The organism is Natronorubrum sediminis (genome assembly GCF_900108095.1).
Taxonomy (GTDB): domain Archaea; phylum Halobacteriota; class Halobacteria; order Halobacteriales; family Natrialbaceae; genus Natronorubrum; species Natronorubrum sediminis.
Map to the genome: position 1 here is coordinate 619,448 of NZ_FNWL01000001.1, position 14,718 is coordinate 634,165.

16 protein-coding genes are annotated in these 14,718 nt (G+C 62.6%); 7 read left to right on the forward strand and 9 right to left on the reverse strand.

What is annotated here, in order from left to right; all coding sequences use genetic code 11:
• Positions 1-69: 69 nt before the first annotated feature.
• Positions 70-405, reverse strand: a complete 336-nt coding sequence (locus BLW62_RS03020; protein ID WP_090504978.1) for a 2Fe-2S iron-sulfur cluster-binding protein — start codon at positions 403-405, stop codon at positions 70-72.
• Between the two features lie 212 nt (positions 406-617).
• Here BLW62_RS03020 and BLW62_RS03025 point away from each other — a divergent pair, with 212 nt between their 5' ends.
• Positions 618-2,024 carry a geranylgeranyl reductase family protein gene (locus tag BLW62_RS03025; RefSeq protein WP_090504981.1) on the forward strand — a complete coding sequence of 469 codons (1,407 nt, stop codon included), beginning with the start codon at positions 618-620 and terminating at the stop codon, positions 2,022-2,024.
• A gap of 323 nt (positions 2,025-2,347) precedes the next feature.
• On the opposite strand, the gene BLW62_RS03030 is transcribed toward BLW62_RS03025, so the two are convergent.
• From BLW62_RS03030 to BLW62_RS03040, 3 genes are all read right to left on the reverse strand, one after another.
• Positions 2,348-3,544 (reverse strand): M48 family metallopeptidase, encoded by a 1,197-nt coding sequence (locus BLW62_RS03030; RefSeq protein ID WP_245726654.1) that lies wholly within the window; start codon positions 3,542-3,544, stop codon positions 2,348-2,350.
• A gap of 184 nt (positions 3,545-3,728) precedes the next feature.
• Positions 3,729-5,051, reverse strand: a complete 1,323-nt coding sequence (locus BLW62_RS03035; protein ID WP_090504988.1) for an amidohydrolase — start codon at positions 5,049-5,051, stop codon at positions 3,729-3,731.
• Positions 5,052-5,132: 81 nt separating this feature from the next.
• Positions 5,133-5,468: an uS10/mL48 family ribosomal protein gene (locus BLW62_RS03040; RefSeq protein ID WP_076578835.1), complete on the reverse strand. Its 336-nt coding sequence runs from the start codon at positions 5,466-5,468 to the stop codon at positions 5,133-5,135.
• Between the two features lie 110 nt (positions 5,469-5,578).
• Between BLW62_RS03040 and BLW62_RS03045 the strand changes: the two genes are divergently transcribed.
• Together BLW62_RS03045 and BLW62_RS03050 are read left to right on the forward strand one after the other, a co-directional pair.
• A complete protein-coding gene (locus tag BLW62_RS03045; protein ID WP_090504991.1) occupies positions 5,579-6,007 on the forward strand; it encodes a bis(5'-nucleosyl)-tetraphosphatase in 429 nt (142 codons plus the stop codon).
• A 210-nt stretch (positions 6,008-6,217) separates the two neighbouring features.
• On the forward strand, positions 6,218-7,282 hold the full coding sequence (locus BLW62_RS03050; RefSeq protein WP_090504994.1) for a DUF5787 family protein: 1,065 nt from the start codon (positions 6,218-6,220) through the stop codon (positions 7,280-7,282).
• A gap of 50 nt (positions 7,283-7,332) precedes the next feature.
• Here the strand turns inward: BLW62_RS03050 and BLW62_RS03055 are convergent, their stop codons facing one another.
• From BLW62_RS03055 to BLW62_RS03070, 4 genes are all read right to left on the reverse strand, one after another.
• Entirely contained in the window at positions 7,333-7,836 is a 504-nt protein-coding gene (locus BLW62_RS03055) for a DUF5797 family protein (RefSeq protein ID WP_090504997.1), read from the reverse strand.
• Positions 7,837-7,903: 67 nt separating this feature from the next.
• Positions 7,904-9,193 carry an MFS transporter gene (locus BLW62_RS03060; protein WP_090505000.1) on the reverse strand — a complete coding sequence of 430 codons (1,290 nt, stop codon included), beginning with the start codon at positions 9,191-9,193 and terminating at the stop codon, positions 7,904-7,906.
• Positions 9,194-9,299: 106 nt separating this feature from the next.
• Complete coding sequence (locus tag BLW62_RS03065; protein ID WP_090505003.1) at positions 9,300-10,331, reverse strand: phosphate uptake regulator PhoU; 1,032 nt, start codon at positions 10,329-10,331, stop codon at positions 9,300-9,302.
• A gap of 103 nt (positions 10,332-10,434) precedes the next feature.
• Positions 10,435-11,544 carry an ATP-NAD kinase family protein gene (locus BLW62_RS03070; RefSeq protein WP_090505006.1) on the reverse strand — a complete coding sequence of 370 codons (1,110 nt, stop codon included), beginning with the start codon at positions 11,542-11,544 and terminating at the stop codon, positions 10,435-10,437.
• A 162-nt stretch (positions 11,545-11,706) separates the two neighbouring features.
• On the opposite strand from BLW62_RS03070, the gene BLW62_RS19080 reads away from it, so the two are divergent.
• On the forward strand, positions 11,707-11,832 hold the full coding sequence (locus tag BLW62_RS19080) for a hypothetical protein (protein WP_257787631.1): 126 nt from the start codon (positions 11,707-11,709) through the stop codon (positions 11,830-11,832).
• A gap of 33 nt (positions 11,833-11,865) precedes the next feature.
• Here BLW62_RS19080 and BLW62_RS03075 read toward each other — a convergent pair whose 3' ends face one another.
• Positions 11,866-12,552 (reverse strand): competence/damage-inducible protein A, encoded by a 687-nt coding sequence (locus BLW62_RS03075; RefSeq protein ID WP_090505009.1) that lies wholly within the window; start codon positions 12,550-12,552, stop codon positions 11,866-11,868.
• 208 nt (positions 12,553-12,760) lie between these two features.
• On the opposite strand from BLW62_RS03075, the gene BLW62_RS03080 reads away from it, so the two are divergent.
• The 3 genes from BLW62_RS03080 (at position 12,761) to BLW62_RS03090 (ending at position 14,708) form a co-directional block, all read left to right on the forward strand.
• The gene (locus tag BLW62_RS03080) at positions 12,761-13,117 is read left to right on the forward strand and encodes a winged helix-turn-helix domain-containing protein (protein ID WP_076578848.1); all 357 of its coding nucleotides are present in this window, start codon (positions 12,761-12,763) and stop codon (positions 13,115-13,117) included.
• Positions 13,118-13,432: 315 nt separating this feature from the next.
• On the forward strand, positions 13,433-13,921 hold the full coding sequence (locus BLW62_RS03085; RefSeq protein ID WP_090505012.1) for a 6-pyruvoyl trahydropterin synthase family protein: 489 nt from the start codon (positions 13,433-13,435) through the stop codon (positions 13,919-13,921).
• 1 nt (position 13,922) lies between these two features.
• On the forward strand, positions 13,923-14,708 hold the full coding sequence (locus tag BLW62_RS03090; protein ID WP_090505015.1) for a 7-carboxy-7-deazaguanine synthase QueE: 786 nt from the start codon (positions 13,923-13,925) through the stop codon (positions 14,706-14,708).
• Positions 14,709-14,718 lie beyond the last annotated feature (10 nt).

The window sequence follows — 14,718 nt, forward strand, 5'->3', positions numbered from 1 at the left end:
TGTGTCGAACAAAGAGGGAATCCGCCTGCCGGGACACGATAGAGACGACGAGATCTACTTGTCACTGCATCAGTCGTCCGCGACGGCAGCGCCGTCGTTCCCCTCGCTCTCGAGGTCTCCTTCGATGCTCGGCGGGTACACTCCGCGCTCGAGTTTGAGATCCGACTGTGGCCGGGCCATACAGGTGAGCGCGTAGTTCTCGGCTTCCGCCTCGGTAAAGCCGCGCGCGGCAGGTTGGACGACCTCGCCCTCGAGGATCTCTGCCGAACACGCCAGACACATGCCGACGCGACAGGAGAACTCCTGTGCGATACCCTCCTCGAGACAGCGACTAAGGATCGTCTCCGTGTCCGAACAGGTGATTGTCTCACCCGTTCCGACGAATTCGATCGTGTACTCCGTCATACACGCTGGTAGGAACGACCGCACTAAAACTCTTTATTCCCCGATTCGTCCACCTCGGGACAACGAGACTCCCTCGAGAGAACCTATCCCGTGACTTTTGACTCTCGAGCGGGCGGCCCTCTCCGTTACTGGCACTGAAACCCGGAATCTCTCTCCTGCGAATCCGACACGTGACATAAAACGTTTTCTTCCCGTGGTGTGGAAACGGTAGTATGAGTACTCAGGAGCGCTCGGCAAGCGCCGCTACGTCCCATTCCCACGCACCGGACGTGGTCGTCGTCGGTGCCGGGACTGCCGGATGTTACGCCGCAGCGACCGTCGCACGTGAGGGCTACGACGTCGTCGTTCTCGAGCGCAAAACCGAGGAAGAGGCAGGTCACATCGCCTGTGGCGACGCACTGAAAGGGGCGGACGAGTTTCCCGATTCGATTCCGAAATCGAAACTCGAGCCGGCGTTCACCAACACGGGCGTCGACCACGGTCGCTTCGAGATTCCACAAGAAGACACCGTCCTCGAGATTCCAATCCCTGGCGAGTTGGCCGTCATCGACCGCTGGGAGTACGGCCGCCGCATCATCGAGGGGGCCGCAGACGCCGGCGTCGACTTCCACTACGATACCGTCGTCCAGAACGTAACCCAGGCCGACGACGGGCGCGTAACGGGAGTCGAAGCGATCCGAACGGGTGAGCCACTCACCTACGACGCAGAGGTCGTCATCGACGCCGCGGGATCGCTGTCCGTCCTCCAGGACACCGTCGACTTCTCGACGTCCACGTTCGATACGAACGTCAACTACTCGCACTTCTGTTCGGCCTACCGGGAGGTCGTCCACGTGAAAGAACCGGTCGAGTGGGACGACGCACTGGTCTTCAAGCCGACCGACCGCGCCGCGGGCTACCTCTGGTACTTCCCGCGCACGGAGACCGAGATCAACGCCGGTCTCGGCTTCCAGATGACCGAAGAGCCGATGAAACTCGTCGAGGACCTCAAACACGACCTCGAGAACCGCGCGGAGTTCGAGGGCGCGACGGTCGACGACAAACTCGGCGCTGCCCTCCCGACCCGTCGGCCCTACGACTCGGCCGTCCACCCCGGCTACATGGCCGTCGGCGACGCTGCCGGACACGTCAACCCCACCACCGGCGGCGGCATCGCCGGGGCCGCCTACGCTGGCACGTACGCCGCCGAACGAGCCATCGAAGGCCTCGAGACGGGCGATGTCAGCGAGGAGACCTTCTGGGAGTACAACGAACTCGTCATGGACCACTTCGGCGCGCGCTACGCCGCCCTCGACGTCTACAACATCCTCGCGACGGCCATCGATGTCGACGACCTCATGGGCTTACTCGCCGCCATGCCCGGCGACAAACTCGCCGAGGCACTCTACTCGGGAAGTACGAACATCAGCACGAAGCTCAAACTCGAGTCCCTGATCAAGAGCCGCGGCCACTGGGGCACCATCTGGAACCTCTACCAGACCAAACGCTGTGCCGACGACCTGCTGGCACACTACGAGAACTACCCGACCAGCCCCGAGGGGCTCGCGGGCTGGCAGGAGCGTCGCGACGAACTCATGGAAGCGGTCTACGAGGCGACCGGGGCGGAGCCGAAGTACTAACACCGAAATTTTACTCTGCGATCTGTTGCGAGCGAGACGATTTCGTCTCGCTCGCAACGTCTCTCGGTAAAATTTCGATAAAAAGCACTCCTCCATCCCCTCCACTCGGCTCGCGGCTTCACCGCTCGCTTCTTCGCGGCGCGACGCGCCGCGTTCTCGTTCCGGGTCAGTCGTCGGCCCGCTCGCTCACACTTCGGTTCGCTCGCGGTCGTTTTCGGGTGACGGCCTGCCCTCCCCCGGGTCGCGCGACTCTCGCGGTGCTCGAGGCGCGCTCCCGGCCACTGGTACCTGTCTCGAGCAATCTGTTACTCGTCTGAATAACTCTATGACTGGGCAGAGCCAGTCTCCGACTCGGCTGAGTAAGCGCGGAGTCGTTCGATCCGCTCGTCGGTCGGCGGGTGGGTTCCGAACAGTCGTCGGTCGACGAACCGATAGACCCGATCGAAGAAGCGGCGTTCTTCCCACGGCGAGGGGACGATAGAGAACGCAGCCGCGGTACGGTGGTTTCTGAGGTCGGCCACGGGTCGCCGGGCAACCGATCGATCGAGTTCCTCGAGTGAACTGGCTAAGGCGGCCGGATTGCCGGTGATCGCGACGGCACCGTCGTCGGCCGCGTACTCTCGGTATCGGGTGACGATCCGGAGCCACCAGCGGGAGAATCCGCGCAGGACGAGAGCGATCGCGCCGGCGTGGCCACCCTGAGCCTGCTCGATTCGCTCAGCGGTCGCGACCGGAATCGCCATTACCGACGCGACGGCGGCGTCGCGATTCGCGATATGCGCGATTTCGTGGGCCAGCACGGCCTCGAGTTCCTGCTCATTGAGCGTCTCTACGAGGCCCTTCGAGACGACGACGGTGGAGGACTCGGGCCGGTAACCGACGGTGAGGGCAATGGGTGTTCGCCGAACGGCAACCTCGAGCGACGGAACCGGCACGTCGGCTTGCCGGGCCAGTCGCTCGACGCGTCGACGGAGGTCGTGGAGTTCGGGGTGGCGCTGCTCGTCGTCCGACCGACGTATCGAGTCCTCGAGCGACCGGAGGACGGCCGCCTCGTTGCGTCGTTCCGTACGAAGGGTCGTGGAAAATTGGTGCCAGACGACCGTGAGGGCCACGAACAGTGGTACGAACGCGTAGTACGCAGTTTCACCGAATCGTTCACCGAGCAACAGACTCGTCCCGAAACTGGCACCCAGGACGCCGACGACGAAGGCGTATCCCACGAGTCCGTAGCGCTCGCGAATCGTTCGTATGTTCGCGCGCATCGCGTCGACGACCGCCGCTCGGTTGGCGTCTCGGTCCGGCTCTCGAACCAACCGGTATTCGTAGTAAGCGAACCAGAGCGCACCGACAAACGCGACGTAGCCGACGGCGAATGCCGCCAGCGGAACCGGCGAGAGCACGACGTAGCTCACGTAGACGGCCCCGAAGTGGACCATCCCCACTACCAACCAGATCGTCAACAATTCGACTGCGAGCAAGACGAGCACCGAAGCGAGTAGCGCGGCGAACGCGAGCGTCATTCGAATCCAGAGACCGACTCGTATTCGACGACGGCTGGTGAGTGACATGACTGACTCGACTCAGGGCTATCGACTCGAGTCGATCACGGACTCGAGGTGGATTCTCTGCCGTCCCCCCTCACGAGGCTTGTGGAGGGAGTGGATGGGTCGATTCGGTCGTCTCGTCACTGCGGCGACTCGTGGCTCAGGTTTGAGTCCGACTGATCCGCTCGATTGCACCGGAGAGAACGTCGACGCCGTGGTCGATACTCGCCTCGTCGACGTCGAACGTCGCGGTGTGGTGGCCGCCGGGGTGGTCAGTGCCGACGCCGACGTAACAGGCCGTCCCGCCGTTTTCCTGGACGGCTCGCATCAGGAACGTCGCGTCCTCGCTGCCGCCGAGTTCGTCGCGCTCGAGGACGTTCTCGACGCCCGCCGTTCGTCCCGCGACGTCGGCGACGATATCGACGAGTTCCTGATCGCTCGTCGCACTCGGGGCTTCGGCACCCGTCGTGAACGCGACCTCACACTCGTGCATCGCCGCGGCGTTGCGGATCGTGTGACGCGCCTTGCGATCCATGTACTCCATGAGTTCGGTCGTCTCGCCCCGAACTTCGGCGAGGATCCGCGCCTCTTCTGGGATGACGTTGGCCGCGCTGCCGCCTTCGACGACGCCCGCGTTGACCCGGGTTCGGCCGTCGTTGTGCCGCGGAATACCGTAGAGGTTCTGGACGGCCGCCGCCATCGCCTGAACGGCGTTTCGGCCTTGCTCGGGGTGACCACCGGCGTGTGCGGACTCGCCAGTGAACTCGGCCTCGAGGTGGCGAACGGCGAGGAAGCCGTCGATTCCGGCGACGATCTCACCGGTGGGGTGGTCGAGTCCGACGTGAACCGCGAGCAACGCGTCGACGTCCCGAATGTGCTCGCTTTTCGCCATCGACTTTCCGCCGCCGACGACCTCCTCGGCGGGTTGGAAGAACACCTTCAGCGTTCCCGAGAAATCTACGTCGGAACCTTGTTCCGACGAGGATCGCGACTCGTCGAGTCCCTCACCGCTCTCTGCGATCGCTTCAAGCACGCCGACACCGATCGCCGCGTGGGCGTCGTGGCCACAGGCGTGCATCGCGCCCTCGTGTTCTGAGCGAAAGCCCTCTGCGGCGGGAACGTGGGCAGGGTCGTCGCTCTCCGGTCGCGGGAGGCCGTCGATGTCGACCCGCAGGCCGACGGTCGGCCCCTCGCCGCGCTCGAGGACGGCGACGAGGCCCGTCTGGCCGCCCTCGAGTGACTCGAGGGTCGTCTCGTCGACACCGGTGGCTCGAGCTTGTTCGTACCACTCGGCGAGTTCAAGGTCATCGGGCACGGCCAGTCGGTGTTCGCTCGCGATCGCATCGGAACCGACGTAGAGTTCGTCGAGATCGACACGCGACTCGAGTTCCGCGGCGATTCGAGCGGTCGTGTAGAACTCCCGCCAGGCGGGTTCGGGTCGTCGGTGGAGGTCTCGGCGCAGCGAGATGAGATCGCTTGACATACCGGATACTCACCACGAGCGATCAAAATGGTACCGAACGCAGAAAACACCGACTCGCTCGGGACTGTCTCGCTCCGACAGTTAGTTGCCCCGTCCCGCACCGTGGATCTGCTCGACTTCGGCTTCGATGTGGACGGAATCCGGGAAATTCTGTGAGGCGATGTTGCGCGCGAGATTGTCGTGACCGTGAATCTCGAGTTCGCGGGTGAAGACGGTGTACTCCCACGACGAAAAGTGTCGGTCGTCGTCGGCGTGAAGGCGAGAGCGCTGTGGAACGGAGATGGTTTCGGGAGGATGAGAGTGTGGGCCTTTCAACGCGGCCCCTTTGCGTTCCGCGGTTGATTTGATGTCGTCGACGATACCGTCGAGTGCGGCTCGATCGCCGCTTTGGAGCGTGAGACGGGTGACAAAGGTCATTGCTACGTTGTGCGTAGTTGTACGCCCGGTGCGTAAAAACCTGCTGAGATACGCCTACGCAAGACGAACAGTCCGATATTCTCTTAACGTCGCGCCTGTTAGCAGGGATAATGGCAGTCGAAGCTACGAGCGCAGGCGCAATCCTCTTCCGCGATACGCGGGGCCGGCGCGAGTATCTTCTACTCAAGAGCCGCCCAGGCGACTGGGAGTTTCCCAAGGGCGGTGTCGAAGGAGATGAAGAACTACAGCAGACGGCGATCCGCGAAATAAAGGAAGAGGCAGGTATCGAGCAGTTCCGGCTCCTCGATGGCTTTCGCGAAGACTACGACTACGTCTTCGAGGCGAACGGCACGACGATCCACAAGACCGTTCACCTCTTTATCGCGAAGTCATTCGAGGCCAGCGCGGAACTGTCGAACGAACACCGCGACCTACAGTGGCGCGATTACGAACAGGCAGTCAACACCGTCACCCAAGACGGTCCACGAGAGATCTTAGAGGAGGCCCACGAGTTTCTGGACGACGAACTCGAAGAGTAGCTCTCGAGTGACGACCACGAGCGTCGCCACTGAACGCAGACGCTCACTCGCTGGCCTCGAGCCGTCGGTGACTCGCACAGCGTTTGCGACGGCTGCACGTCGTGTCTCACCTGACTGGTCACTCGAGATGCGTCACCCTGTCGGCGAACCCGAAGCGCCGGGCGGAAACAGTGAGAAGAGCTTTTTCACTACCCGCCTACAACGAAGACCGTGAACGCCGCGAACGAGGAGACGAGTGAGTTCGCGTTCGAACTCGGTGTCTGTCACTGGGCCGAGCGCAACTGGCCACCAGCACACCCAGCCAGTGACGACACGGCCGTTCTCGTCGCCCGTCAACTCGGCACCAGAGGAAGACGCTGGGACACGATCGTCCTCGAGTGCGACGGTGACGCGCTCCGACGGCGGGCGAACTTCGGCCCGAAGCGACTCGATAGTAACCTCTTGCACGTCGTTCGACACGCCCCCGAATCGTGGGCGTACTATCGAGACTGTCTCCCCCATCCCGGCTATCCGTGGCGCTACGTCCGCGAGGCGATCCACGAGGCCGACGATAGAGGTATCCTCGAGACCCGACGGAACGGCAATCGAATCGAGATTCGCCGCAAGTGGGCCTATCCCGACTGGGTCGAGCGAATCGTCGCGATCGAGAACAAGCCGGACCTCGACGCCAGCGCGGCCCGAGTGCTCGGCTCACAACTCGAGTACGACGTGGCGATGGCCCTGGCCGACGAGGTCTGGGTCGGAACCCACAAAACCGGTGAACGCGTCGAGCCGGCATTGCTGGAGGGGCTGCCCGTCGAAGCGGGCATCCTCACGCTCGAGGAAGCAAGTTCGGACGCCGAGGTGGCGTGGCATCCCAGGACGCTCGCCGTCGACGAACCCGGAACGCGAATCCTCGAGCGACCCAACGGTGGCCGCCGAGACGGCTCCGCGGCTCGATTCGAGTACGTGAGTCCCGAAGAGAAGGCTGCAAAACGACTCGAGATCGCCGAACGAGCGTACGAACGCGGCTGGCGATCGTTCGCCGACACGATGCGACCCGACTGCCGGTACTTCGAGTTGCGAACGCACGACAGTATCGGGCTCCGCCCGCACTGCACGGCGAAAGGGGGCTGTCAGACGGCAACCGAGTGCTCGGGTCGGTGCCCCGAGTTCGAGCCGGAGCCCCCGACCTGGCGAACCAACGGGTGGCCGATCGACGGCGGCCCAGGAACGCGTTGTCGGCAGGTGCTCGAAGATCGCCGCCGCCGACGACGGCCCGGGTTAGAGCCGTGACTCGGTTGTCGTGGTCGTGGTCCTTATCGGGCGCGTCGAACAGACGCGATTCACTCGGAGACGCTAACCTCGAGGTCGTCGCGCTCGACCGTCAGCCGGAACGTAGGGACGGTGCGATACTCGACGTCGACGACGCCTTTTCGACGGAGGCTCTGGAGGCTCGAGCGAACGTCTTCGGCCTCGGGGTCGACGTCGTACTCGTCTCGAAGCGCGTGTAGAACCGAGACGACGCTTTCGGATTCCTCGTCAGGGCCGGCGAGCACCGAGACGATCTGGGCGTGGAGTTCCGGCACGCGGATCCGCGAGGGCGCACCGTCGCTCTCCGGGTCGCTCTCGATGCCGGGTTCGACGTCGACGAGATCGTTCGCCTCGGCGGTGGCGCGTATCAGGCTGTTGTCGTCGCGAAAGTAGTAGTCCCCGAGTTCGTTCTCGAGGAACTGGTGCACCTCGCTGCCACTTTCCATGTCCCAGCGGTCCTGGAGTTCGGAATTTTTCGTCGGCTGGAGCTCCACCACGTCTGCTAACCGTTCCGTCGCCTCCTCCGAGAGCGTCATTGTCGGTTCGTATGCGTATCCACTACTTTTGCGTTGCGTCCCGTCGACCGCGTGTGCGCCACGGTGGCTAATCGTCGCTGCCGATAGGCACCGAGTGCGCCGTCTCGAGGGTCTCTTCGACCTGTGTGTAGACGAGAATCGTCCCAAGCACGGCGAGAGCGGTGCCGAAGATGAACGGCGCTTCGAAGCTGTAGTCGACGAGTGCACCCGAGGAGAGGGGGCCGATGGCAATCCCGAAGCCGAACGCCATCGTGAGAATCGAGAGCTTCGAGCCGGATTCGCCTTCGCCGGCGAGGTCCCCCGCGAGTGCGAGCGACGGTGCGAACACCATCGCCCCCGCGACACCCTGTACGAGGCGCGCGACGAACATGAGTTCAGAGGAGAGGATGAACCCCTGGACGAGCGTCGAGGGAACGAGGAGGAGCATGCCGCCGAGGATGAACGGTCGACGTCCCCACCGGTCGGAGGCGCGTCCGATCGGCGTCTGTAACACGACCTGCGCGAGGACGAACGCCGCGAACTGGAGGCCGAACCAGGTCTCGCCCTGTCCGAGGCGCTCGTTGACCTGGGGTTGAATCGTCGCGAACAACGCGATTGCCGTCGCCATGAACAGCGACGCGACGCCGAGCGTGAAGATCGGATCGAGCAGGTTCTTGCCCGAGGGGTCGCGAATCGCAATCGAGAGGTCCGCGCCGGCGTTGGCCCTCGTCGCGTCGGGATCCGAAATGAGGACCGTCACGAGGAGCAAACTGACCATGGCCGTTATCGCGGCGATGTAGAAGGCCGCGTCGAAGCCGCTGATCGCGAGTCCACCCGGCAGCGTGTAGGGTCCGAGGTTGACGACCGCACCGGCGGCTACCGGTCCGGCACCGAAGCCGATCAGCCGAAACGTGTTGTAGACGCCCATGTTGCCGCCGCGGTCTTGTGTCGTCGCGAGTTCGTTGACGAGTGCGACCGACGCGGGGACGATGAACGCGACGCTGATCCCCTGGACGCCACGGATCGCGAGCAATGTGAGATACGACTCCGCGAACACGTACGCGACGTTCATCGCGGCCAACCCGGCGAGTCCGACCATGAGGAACGGCTTGCGCCGCCCCACGAAGTCGGAGAGTCGACCGGTGAACGGCTGAAAGCTACTGTTCAAAAATCCAAAGATCGAGAGGATGATGCCGATGACCATCGACTCCCCGAGGCCGAACGTCGTTCCGGTGATGAGTTCGCTGCCGACGTAGATTGGAATGACGATGATCAGAAACGAGTTCCCGATTCCGTCGGCCATCCGAGCGAACGCGAGCGTGAGGACCCGTCGGTCGACGACAAATTGAGCGAGAATCCGACGGAAGAGATTCCTCATCGAACGAATGTGTGACGTCCCTGCCAATTATCGTTTCGAATCGAAACACCCACGGCCGATCGACTCCGCCTCGAGAGATACCTTCTCGAGAACGATCTGAGCGATCTCAGTTGATCGTCGTGTGCTCGGACTCTTCGTTGAGCGCGAGGTTGGCGGCAATTTCGGCGTTTCGCATGGCGTACTGGGCCGTTTGCTGAAGGCTGACGAGTACCTCGCGGACGCGGAGCAAGTCGTCGTTCGACATCTCCGAGAGTTCGTCGAGAATTTCCTTCTCCTGGTCGGAAATCTCATGAAATAGCGCTCGGACCTGATTCGACTTGTCGTAGTCGCGTTCGACGGCGGCTTCGACGGCGATCGACGTGATCTCGTCGACCAGTTCGTTTAGCTCCCGGATGTCGCGCATGACCGAACTATCGACGTTCAGCGTGTGGCCCTCGGTTTCGATGACGATATCGGCGATGTCCTCGGCGTTGTCGGCCGTCAACTCGAGGTTCTTCGCGATCGATCGGTAGCCGATCAGCGGGAAGCCGGTGTTGAGCCCGACTGCGCGCGCGAGATTTGGATTCTGGTAGGCCGTGAAGATCAATCGAAGCAAGAGCACGAAGATCTTGTTCGCCTGGCGCTCGCGATTGAGCGCGCGCTGGGCGAGATCGGGATTGCCGTGGGCGAGTGCCTTGATCGCCTCGCCACGCATCGTCTGACCGGTTCGCTCGAGGCGCTCTAAGAGGTTGTCGAGCGTGAAGTCCTCCGGGTCGACCGAGCAGCGAATCGAGATGCTCTCGGGGGTTTCCTCGATGACGCCGAGGCCCATCAACTGGGTTTCGGCCTGGTAGACCGCGTTGATGTGTTCGGACTCGAGTGCGCCGTCTTCGGTGTCGATTCGAATGACGCGCCGGCCGAGGACGTACTGTGCGACGATGGCTCGTTCGACGGCGTCGGCGTCGAGGTCGTCAGCGTGGATGATCGCCTCGGTCTCTTCCGAACTCGCCGATTCGGGCATGACGGTGAGCGTTCCCTTTCCACTCGTGCGAAGGGAGACCTCGTCTCCTTTCTCGACGTCGTGTTCGGAGGCCCACTCGGCGGGGAGGGTCATGGCGAGCGTCGATGGTCCCAGACGCTGGACTTTCCGCGTTTCCATACGAGACCCCTAGCCGGGACCGACCTTAATCTTGACTATATGGCCATTATATCTGACTCAGATAGTTATATGGTTTATTGCAAACGCGATTTTCACGCGTCCCTTAAACAACGTTCACGAGACGCGTCGTAAATCGCCCCGTTCGAACGCGTTGCCACCCACGAAGTTCCTCGTCGAGGTCCCGGTCGTCCGTATCGACGTGCAACGCGTCGATTCCGTCGAGTTTCGCGCCCGAGGCGACGACTTCGATCTCCTCGGCACGCCGGATCACGGCCGGCGAGAGCTGTTGATTCCCCCGACCGAAGAGAAACCCCTGCCCGCCGATTGGCGAGACGACGATGGTGACCGGGCCGTCCACGGACTCGAGGCACTCGAGAATATCGTCCTCTGTGGCGTCACGAGAGAGCACCTCGTCGTCGTGCCAGATATCGATGCCGAGCGGAGAGGGATCGATCCCGAGTTCCGATTCGATCGCGCCGACGGTGCCACCGGGGCCGAAGACGTACGTTCTCGCGGGGTCGACCTCCTGTGCGAACCCCGCTGCCAGCGAGTCGACGTTCCCACTCGAGAGTTGCTTGCTCGATTGGACGTCGGGCGCGACGGGGACGGGAACGACGGCCCGGAGTTCCGACTTGACTTCGCCCTCCCGATAGGCTGCTTCGTCGATGTCGTTGACTTCCCGGGTTTCGACGCGGTCGAACTCGGCCGCGATTCGGCCGGCGTCGGCGGGTGTGACCGCGAACACCGACGAGTAGATTTTGACGCCGGCGGGCACGCCCAGTATGGGTGTCGAACGATCCGCCTCCTCGAGTACCGTCGCAACGTCGACGGCCGTCCCGTCACCGCCGACGAACAGAACGAGGTCGACGCCGCGCTCGAGGAGAGCCTCGACGGTCGCTCTCGTATCGGCCGCTGACGTGCCGGGATCGTCGGGATCGGATGCGTCGTTCACGTCCGTCGTCGCTCCGGAGACGACGTGCGGATCGATCCCGACGTCTCGAGCGACCGTTTCGCCCAGCACTCCTGCCCCCGTGTAGACCTCGACCTCGGGCTTCCGGCGGGCGAACGCCTCGAGGGCCTCCCTCGCTCGATCTGGTGCCCTCGGTTTGGCACCGCGCCGGCGCGCTTCCTCGAGTTTGCCGTCGGTTCCCTTCAGTCCGACTCGACCGCCCATTCCGGCGATCGGATTCACAACGACGCCGAGCGACTCCATATCAGATGGTAGGTGTAGGCGTCGCAAAAGCCGTGTGGTGTTCTCACGCTGCTTTGCTGTGCACACTCTCTGTCTCTGCGTGGGCCCAGTGGCTGCTATCGGGTGACGACGACGCCAACGTCTTTCTGAAAGATTAAGAGGGATGGGAACCCACCGCGGAACATGAACCAACTCGCGTTCGTCGTGCTCGAGGCAGAGACGGAACTACCGATGGAGATCGCCGGCTGGGGCGTTTTAGCACTGAGTCTACTCCTGACGATCGGTTGGCTCGTCTACTTCTACCGATAATCACGACGCGAACTGAACTCGCCTCAACCCACCTTACTCGGCTTCGTCGACGCGCTCGCGAAGCCACGCCGTCGCCTCCTCGAGCGTCACCTCGTCGGGGCACTCCAGTACCAGCCGAACCGATCCGCCCGGATAACTGCCGACGGTCACGTCGAACCGTTCTCTTACGGCCGCAATTCGGTCGAGAAGCGCACTCTCTGGCTCGTCGACGACGATTTCCTCGCGGTACGTGGTCGTCCCCGTAAACTCACTCGCGACGGACTCGAACATGGCTTTCATCTCCGAGGGTACTCCGGGCAGGACGTAGACGTTCTCGAGGACGGCTCCGGGTGCGACGCCGACCTCGTTGTGGATCGCTCGCGCACCCCTCGGCAGGTCGGCCGTGCCGTCGGTCAGGTCCGCTCGAGAGTAGCCGTCGTCCGCGAGCCAGGCGAGCGCGTCCGCGTGTTCCTCGAGGTCTCGCCCGAAGGCTGTCGCGACGGCGGCCATCGTCACGTCGTCGTGTGTCGGGCCGAGTCCGCCGGTGACGACGACGGCGTCGTACGCCTGACGGTACTCCTCGACGGTACCGACGATGTCCTCGATTCGGTCGGGAACGGTGGTGACCCGTTCGACCGAGACGCCTCGAGCGCTCAATCGCGTACAGAGCCAGGTGGCGTTGGTGTTCGTCGTCCGCCCGGCGAGGAGTTCGTCACCGACTGTTAGGACCGCTGCGTTCATACCGGTTGGTTTGGGCTACAACATCAAACGAGTATCGAGGAGTCGCTCACCCCGCTACTGAACGCTGTTCGGAGCGCGATACCGTGTTATCACTATCCAGCGTCCATGTGCAGCCGATTCCATGTCATCAGATAACAAATATTACAATACTTGATAGTCACAATATAACCACAAGATTAAATTCTGATAATTCTCTATAGAGTGAACAATGTCTCATAGTCGGAGGGAACGAACCGAGTCGGACTCGAATACAGTCCTCTCAGCACTCGGCAACAAATACAGCGCAGAGATCCTCTGTGCTGCAGGTTCACCGAAATCAGCACAGGCTCTCAGCGAAGATATCAAAATCCCGATTGCAACGTGTTATCGTCGGATCGAAGAACTCGTGGACGCCGGGCTCTTGACATGTGAGGGACGACAGCTCTCGGAGGAGGGTCGGCGAACGAATATTTACCGACGAACGCTCGACGAGATCGAGGTCGACTTCTCTGACACCGAGCCCCAGTACTCACAGAAGCGACGAACGGAAGCCAAAAACCGACTTCACGATCAGCTTCACGAATAAGGAGGTCGTCGAAGACACGATTGTCAACGAGTTGGGGTCGCGGTGATCGAATTCGCTCGAGATGTGGTAGCGACACGCAAACGATGGGACGCGGGAGACGGGGAGGGCCGTGTGCGGCGAGGTGCACTCGGTTCGAGGGAGCGATTGACTATTCTAGACGTTTCTAGTCCAGACTTCGATTTGAGTCGAGACGTCGCGTGTACAACGGAATGGGGCCCCTATCTCGCAGACACCGACGCGACTCGAGAAATCCGACTGCCAGTACTCACAGCATCGGTTGATCATCCTTAAGTAATCTCGTGAGAATACCACGGTATGAACGAGAGCGGAGAGTCGGGAGGTCGCCGTGGCGGGACCGACGCCGGTCGGGGCGCGTACTCTGTCACCGGCACGGAGCGAGTGCTTTACATTGGACGCGAGCGACCGATCAGAATCAGCGCCGGGCACCGGATTCTTCATCACGACGGAAAGTGTTCACGCCCCCACGGCCACAACTACGAGCTCACCGTCGAACTCGTCGGCGAACTCACCGAAGAAGGATGGGTCGCCGATAAAGGTGATATTACCGACGTCATCGACGAGTGGGATCACATGTTCTTGCTCGAGGCGGGCGACCCACTCGTGGACGCCTTTGAGTCGGCCGGTGACGACGACGCCCTAATCGTCCTGGATCACCCGCCTACGGCGGAGGTTATGAGCGTCGTTCTCGAGGAAAAACTCGAGGCCGCCCTCCCCGAGACCGTCTCCGAAATCGCGGTACAGGTGAACGAAACCAGCGAACTCTGCGGAGGGAGCGCGTTCTGAGATGCCGGTCTCAGATTCGGTGGATCGAGACGACTCAGCCGGGGAAGTCGGGTCGGGCGACGGGCTTCCGATCAACGAGTTGTTCTGCTCGCTCCAGGGCGAGGGACGACTCGCGGGTGTGCCCTCCGTATTCGTTCGAACGAGCGGCTGTAACCTCCGGTGTTGGTTCTGTGACTCCTATCACACGTCCTGGGAGCCGACACACGCCTGGATGGACCTCGAGACGATCCTCGCGGAGATCGAGTCCTACGAAAATGCAGAGCACGTCGTCCTGACGGGGGGCGAGCCACTGATACACGAGACGGCCGTCGACCTCCTCGAGGAACTCTCTGCGCGCGGGTACCACACGACCGTCGAGACCAACGGCACCGTCGTCCCCGACGCGCCGATCGATCTCGCGTCGATCAGCCCGAAACTCGAGAGCAGTACGCCGACCCCCGAACGCGCGCCAGCGGGCGTCGACGCGGGTCAGTGGGAACAGCGCCACGAAGCCGACCGAATCGACCTCGAGGCGCTAACCAGTCTCGTCGAAACGTTCGACTTCCAGTTGAAGTTCGTCGTCACCGACGACGGCGACATGCCGGAGATCCTCGACCTCCTCGCGGAGCTCCGCGAGGCGAGTGACGAGCCGATCCGCGACGACGACGTGCTCTTGATGCCCGAAGGGGCGACGCGCGAGCAACTCGCGGCAACCCGTACTCGAGTCGCTCAACTCGCGATCGATCACGGCTTTCGGTACACGCCCCGATTGCACGTCGATCTCTGGAACGACGCACCCGAGACCTGAGTGAGCATAC

What these genes read in the sequence shown, in the direction of transcription:
- BLW62_RS03055 (WP_090504997.1), bottom strand. Translation starts at nt 7,836, where the DNA reads ATGACGCTCTCGGAGGAGGCGACGGAACGGTTAGCAGACGTGGTGGAG.
- BLW62_RS03060 (WP_090505000.1), bottom strand. Translation starts at nt 9,193, where the DNA reads ATGAGGAATCTCTTCCGTCGGATTCTCGCTCAATTTGTCGTCGACCGA.
- BLW62_RS03045 (WP_090504991.1), top strand. Translation starts at nt 5,579, where the DNA reads ATGGCAGTCGAAGCTACGAGCGCAGGCGCAATCCTCTTCCGCGATACG.
- BLW62_RS03065 (WP_090505003.1), bottom strand. Translation starts at nt 10,331, where the DNA reads ATGGAAACGCGGAAAGTCCAGCGTCTGGGACCATCGACGCTCGCCATG.
- BLW62_RS19080 (WP_257787631.1), top strand. Translation starts at nt 11,707, where the DNA reads ATGAACCAACTCGCGTTCGTCGTGCTCGAGGCAGAGACGGAACTACCG.
- BLW62_RS03025 (WP_090504981.1), top strand. Translation starts at nt 618, where the DNA reads ATGAGTACTCAGGAGCGCTCGGCAAGCGCCGCTACGTCCCATTCCCAC.
- BLW62_RS03090 (WP_090505015.1), top strand. Translation starts at nt 13,923, where the DNA reads ATGCCGGTCTCAGATTCGGTGGATCGAGACGACTCAGCCGGGGAAGTC.
- BLW62_RS03070 (WP_090505006.1), bottom strand. Translation starts at nt 11,544, where the DNA reads ATGGAGTCGCTCGGCGTCGTTGTGAATCCGATCGCCGGAATGGGCGGT.
- BLW62_RS03085 (WP_090505012.1), top strand. Translation starts at nt 13,433, where the DNA reads ATGAACGAGAGCGGAGAGTCGGGAGGTCGCCGTGGCGGGACCGACGCC.
- BLW62_RS03030 (WP_245726654.1), bottom strand. Translation starts at nt 3,544, where the DNA reads ATGACGCTCGCGTTCGCCGCGCTACTCGCTTCGGTGCTCGTCTTGCTC.
- BLW62_RS03035 (WP_090504988.1), bottom strand. Translation starts at nt 5,051, where the DNA reads ATGTCAAGCGATCTCATCTCGCTGCGCCGAGACCTCCACCGACGACCC.
- BLW62_RS03040 (WP_076578835.1), bottom strand. Translation starts at nt 5,468, where the DNA reads ATGACCTTTGTCACCCGTCTCACGCTCCAAAGCGGCGATCGAGCCGCA.
- BLW62_RS03080 (WP_076578848.1), top strand. Translation starts at nt 12,761, where the DNA reads ATGTCTCATAGTCGGAGGGAACGAACCGAGTCGGACTCGAATACAGTC.
- BLW62_RS03075 (WP_090505009.1), bottom strand. Translation starts at nt 12,552, where the DNA reads ATGAACGCAGCGGTCCTAACAGTCGGTGACGAACTCCTCGCCGGGCGG.
- BLW62_RS03020 (WP_090504978.1), bottom strand. Translation starts at nt 405, where the DNA reads ATGACGGAGTACACGATCGAATTCGTCGGAACGGGTGAGACAATCACC.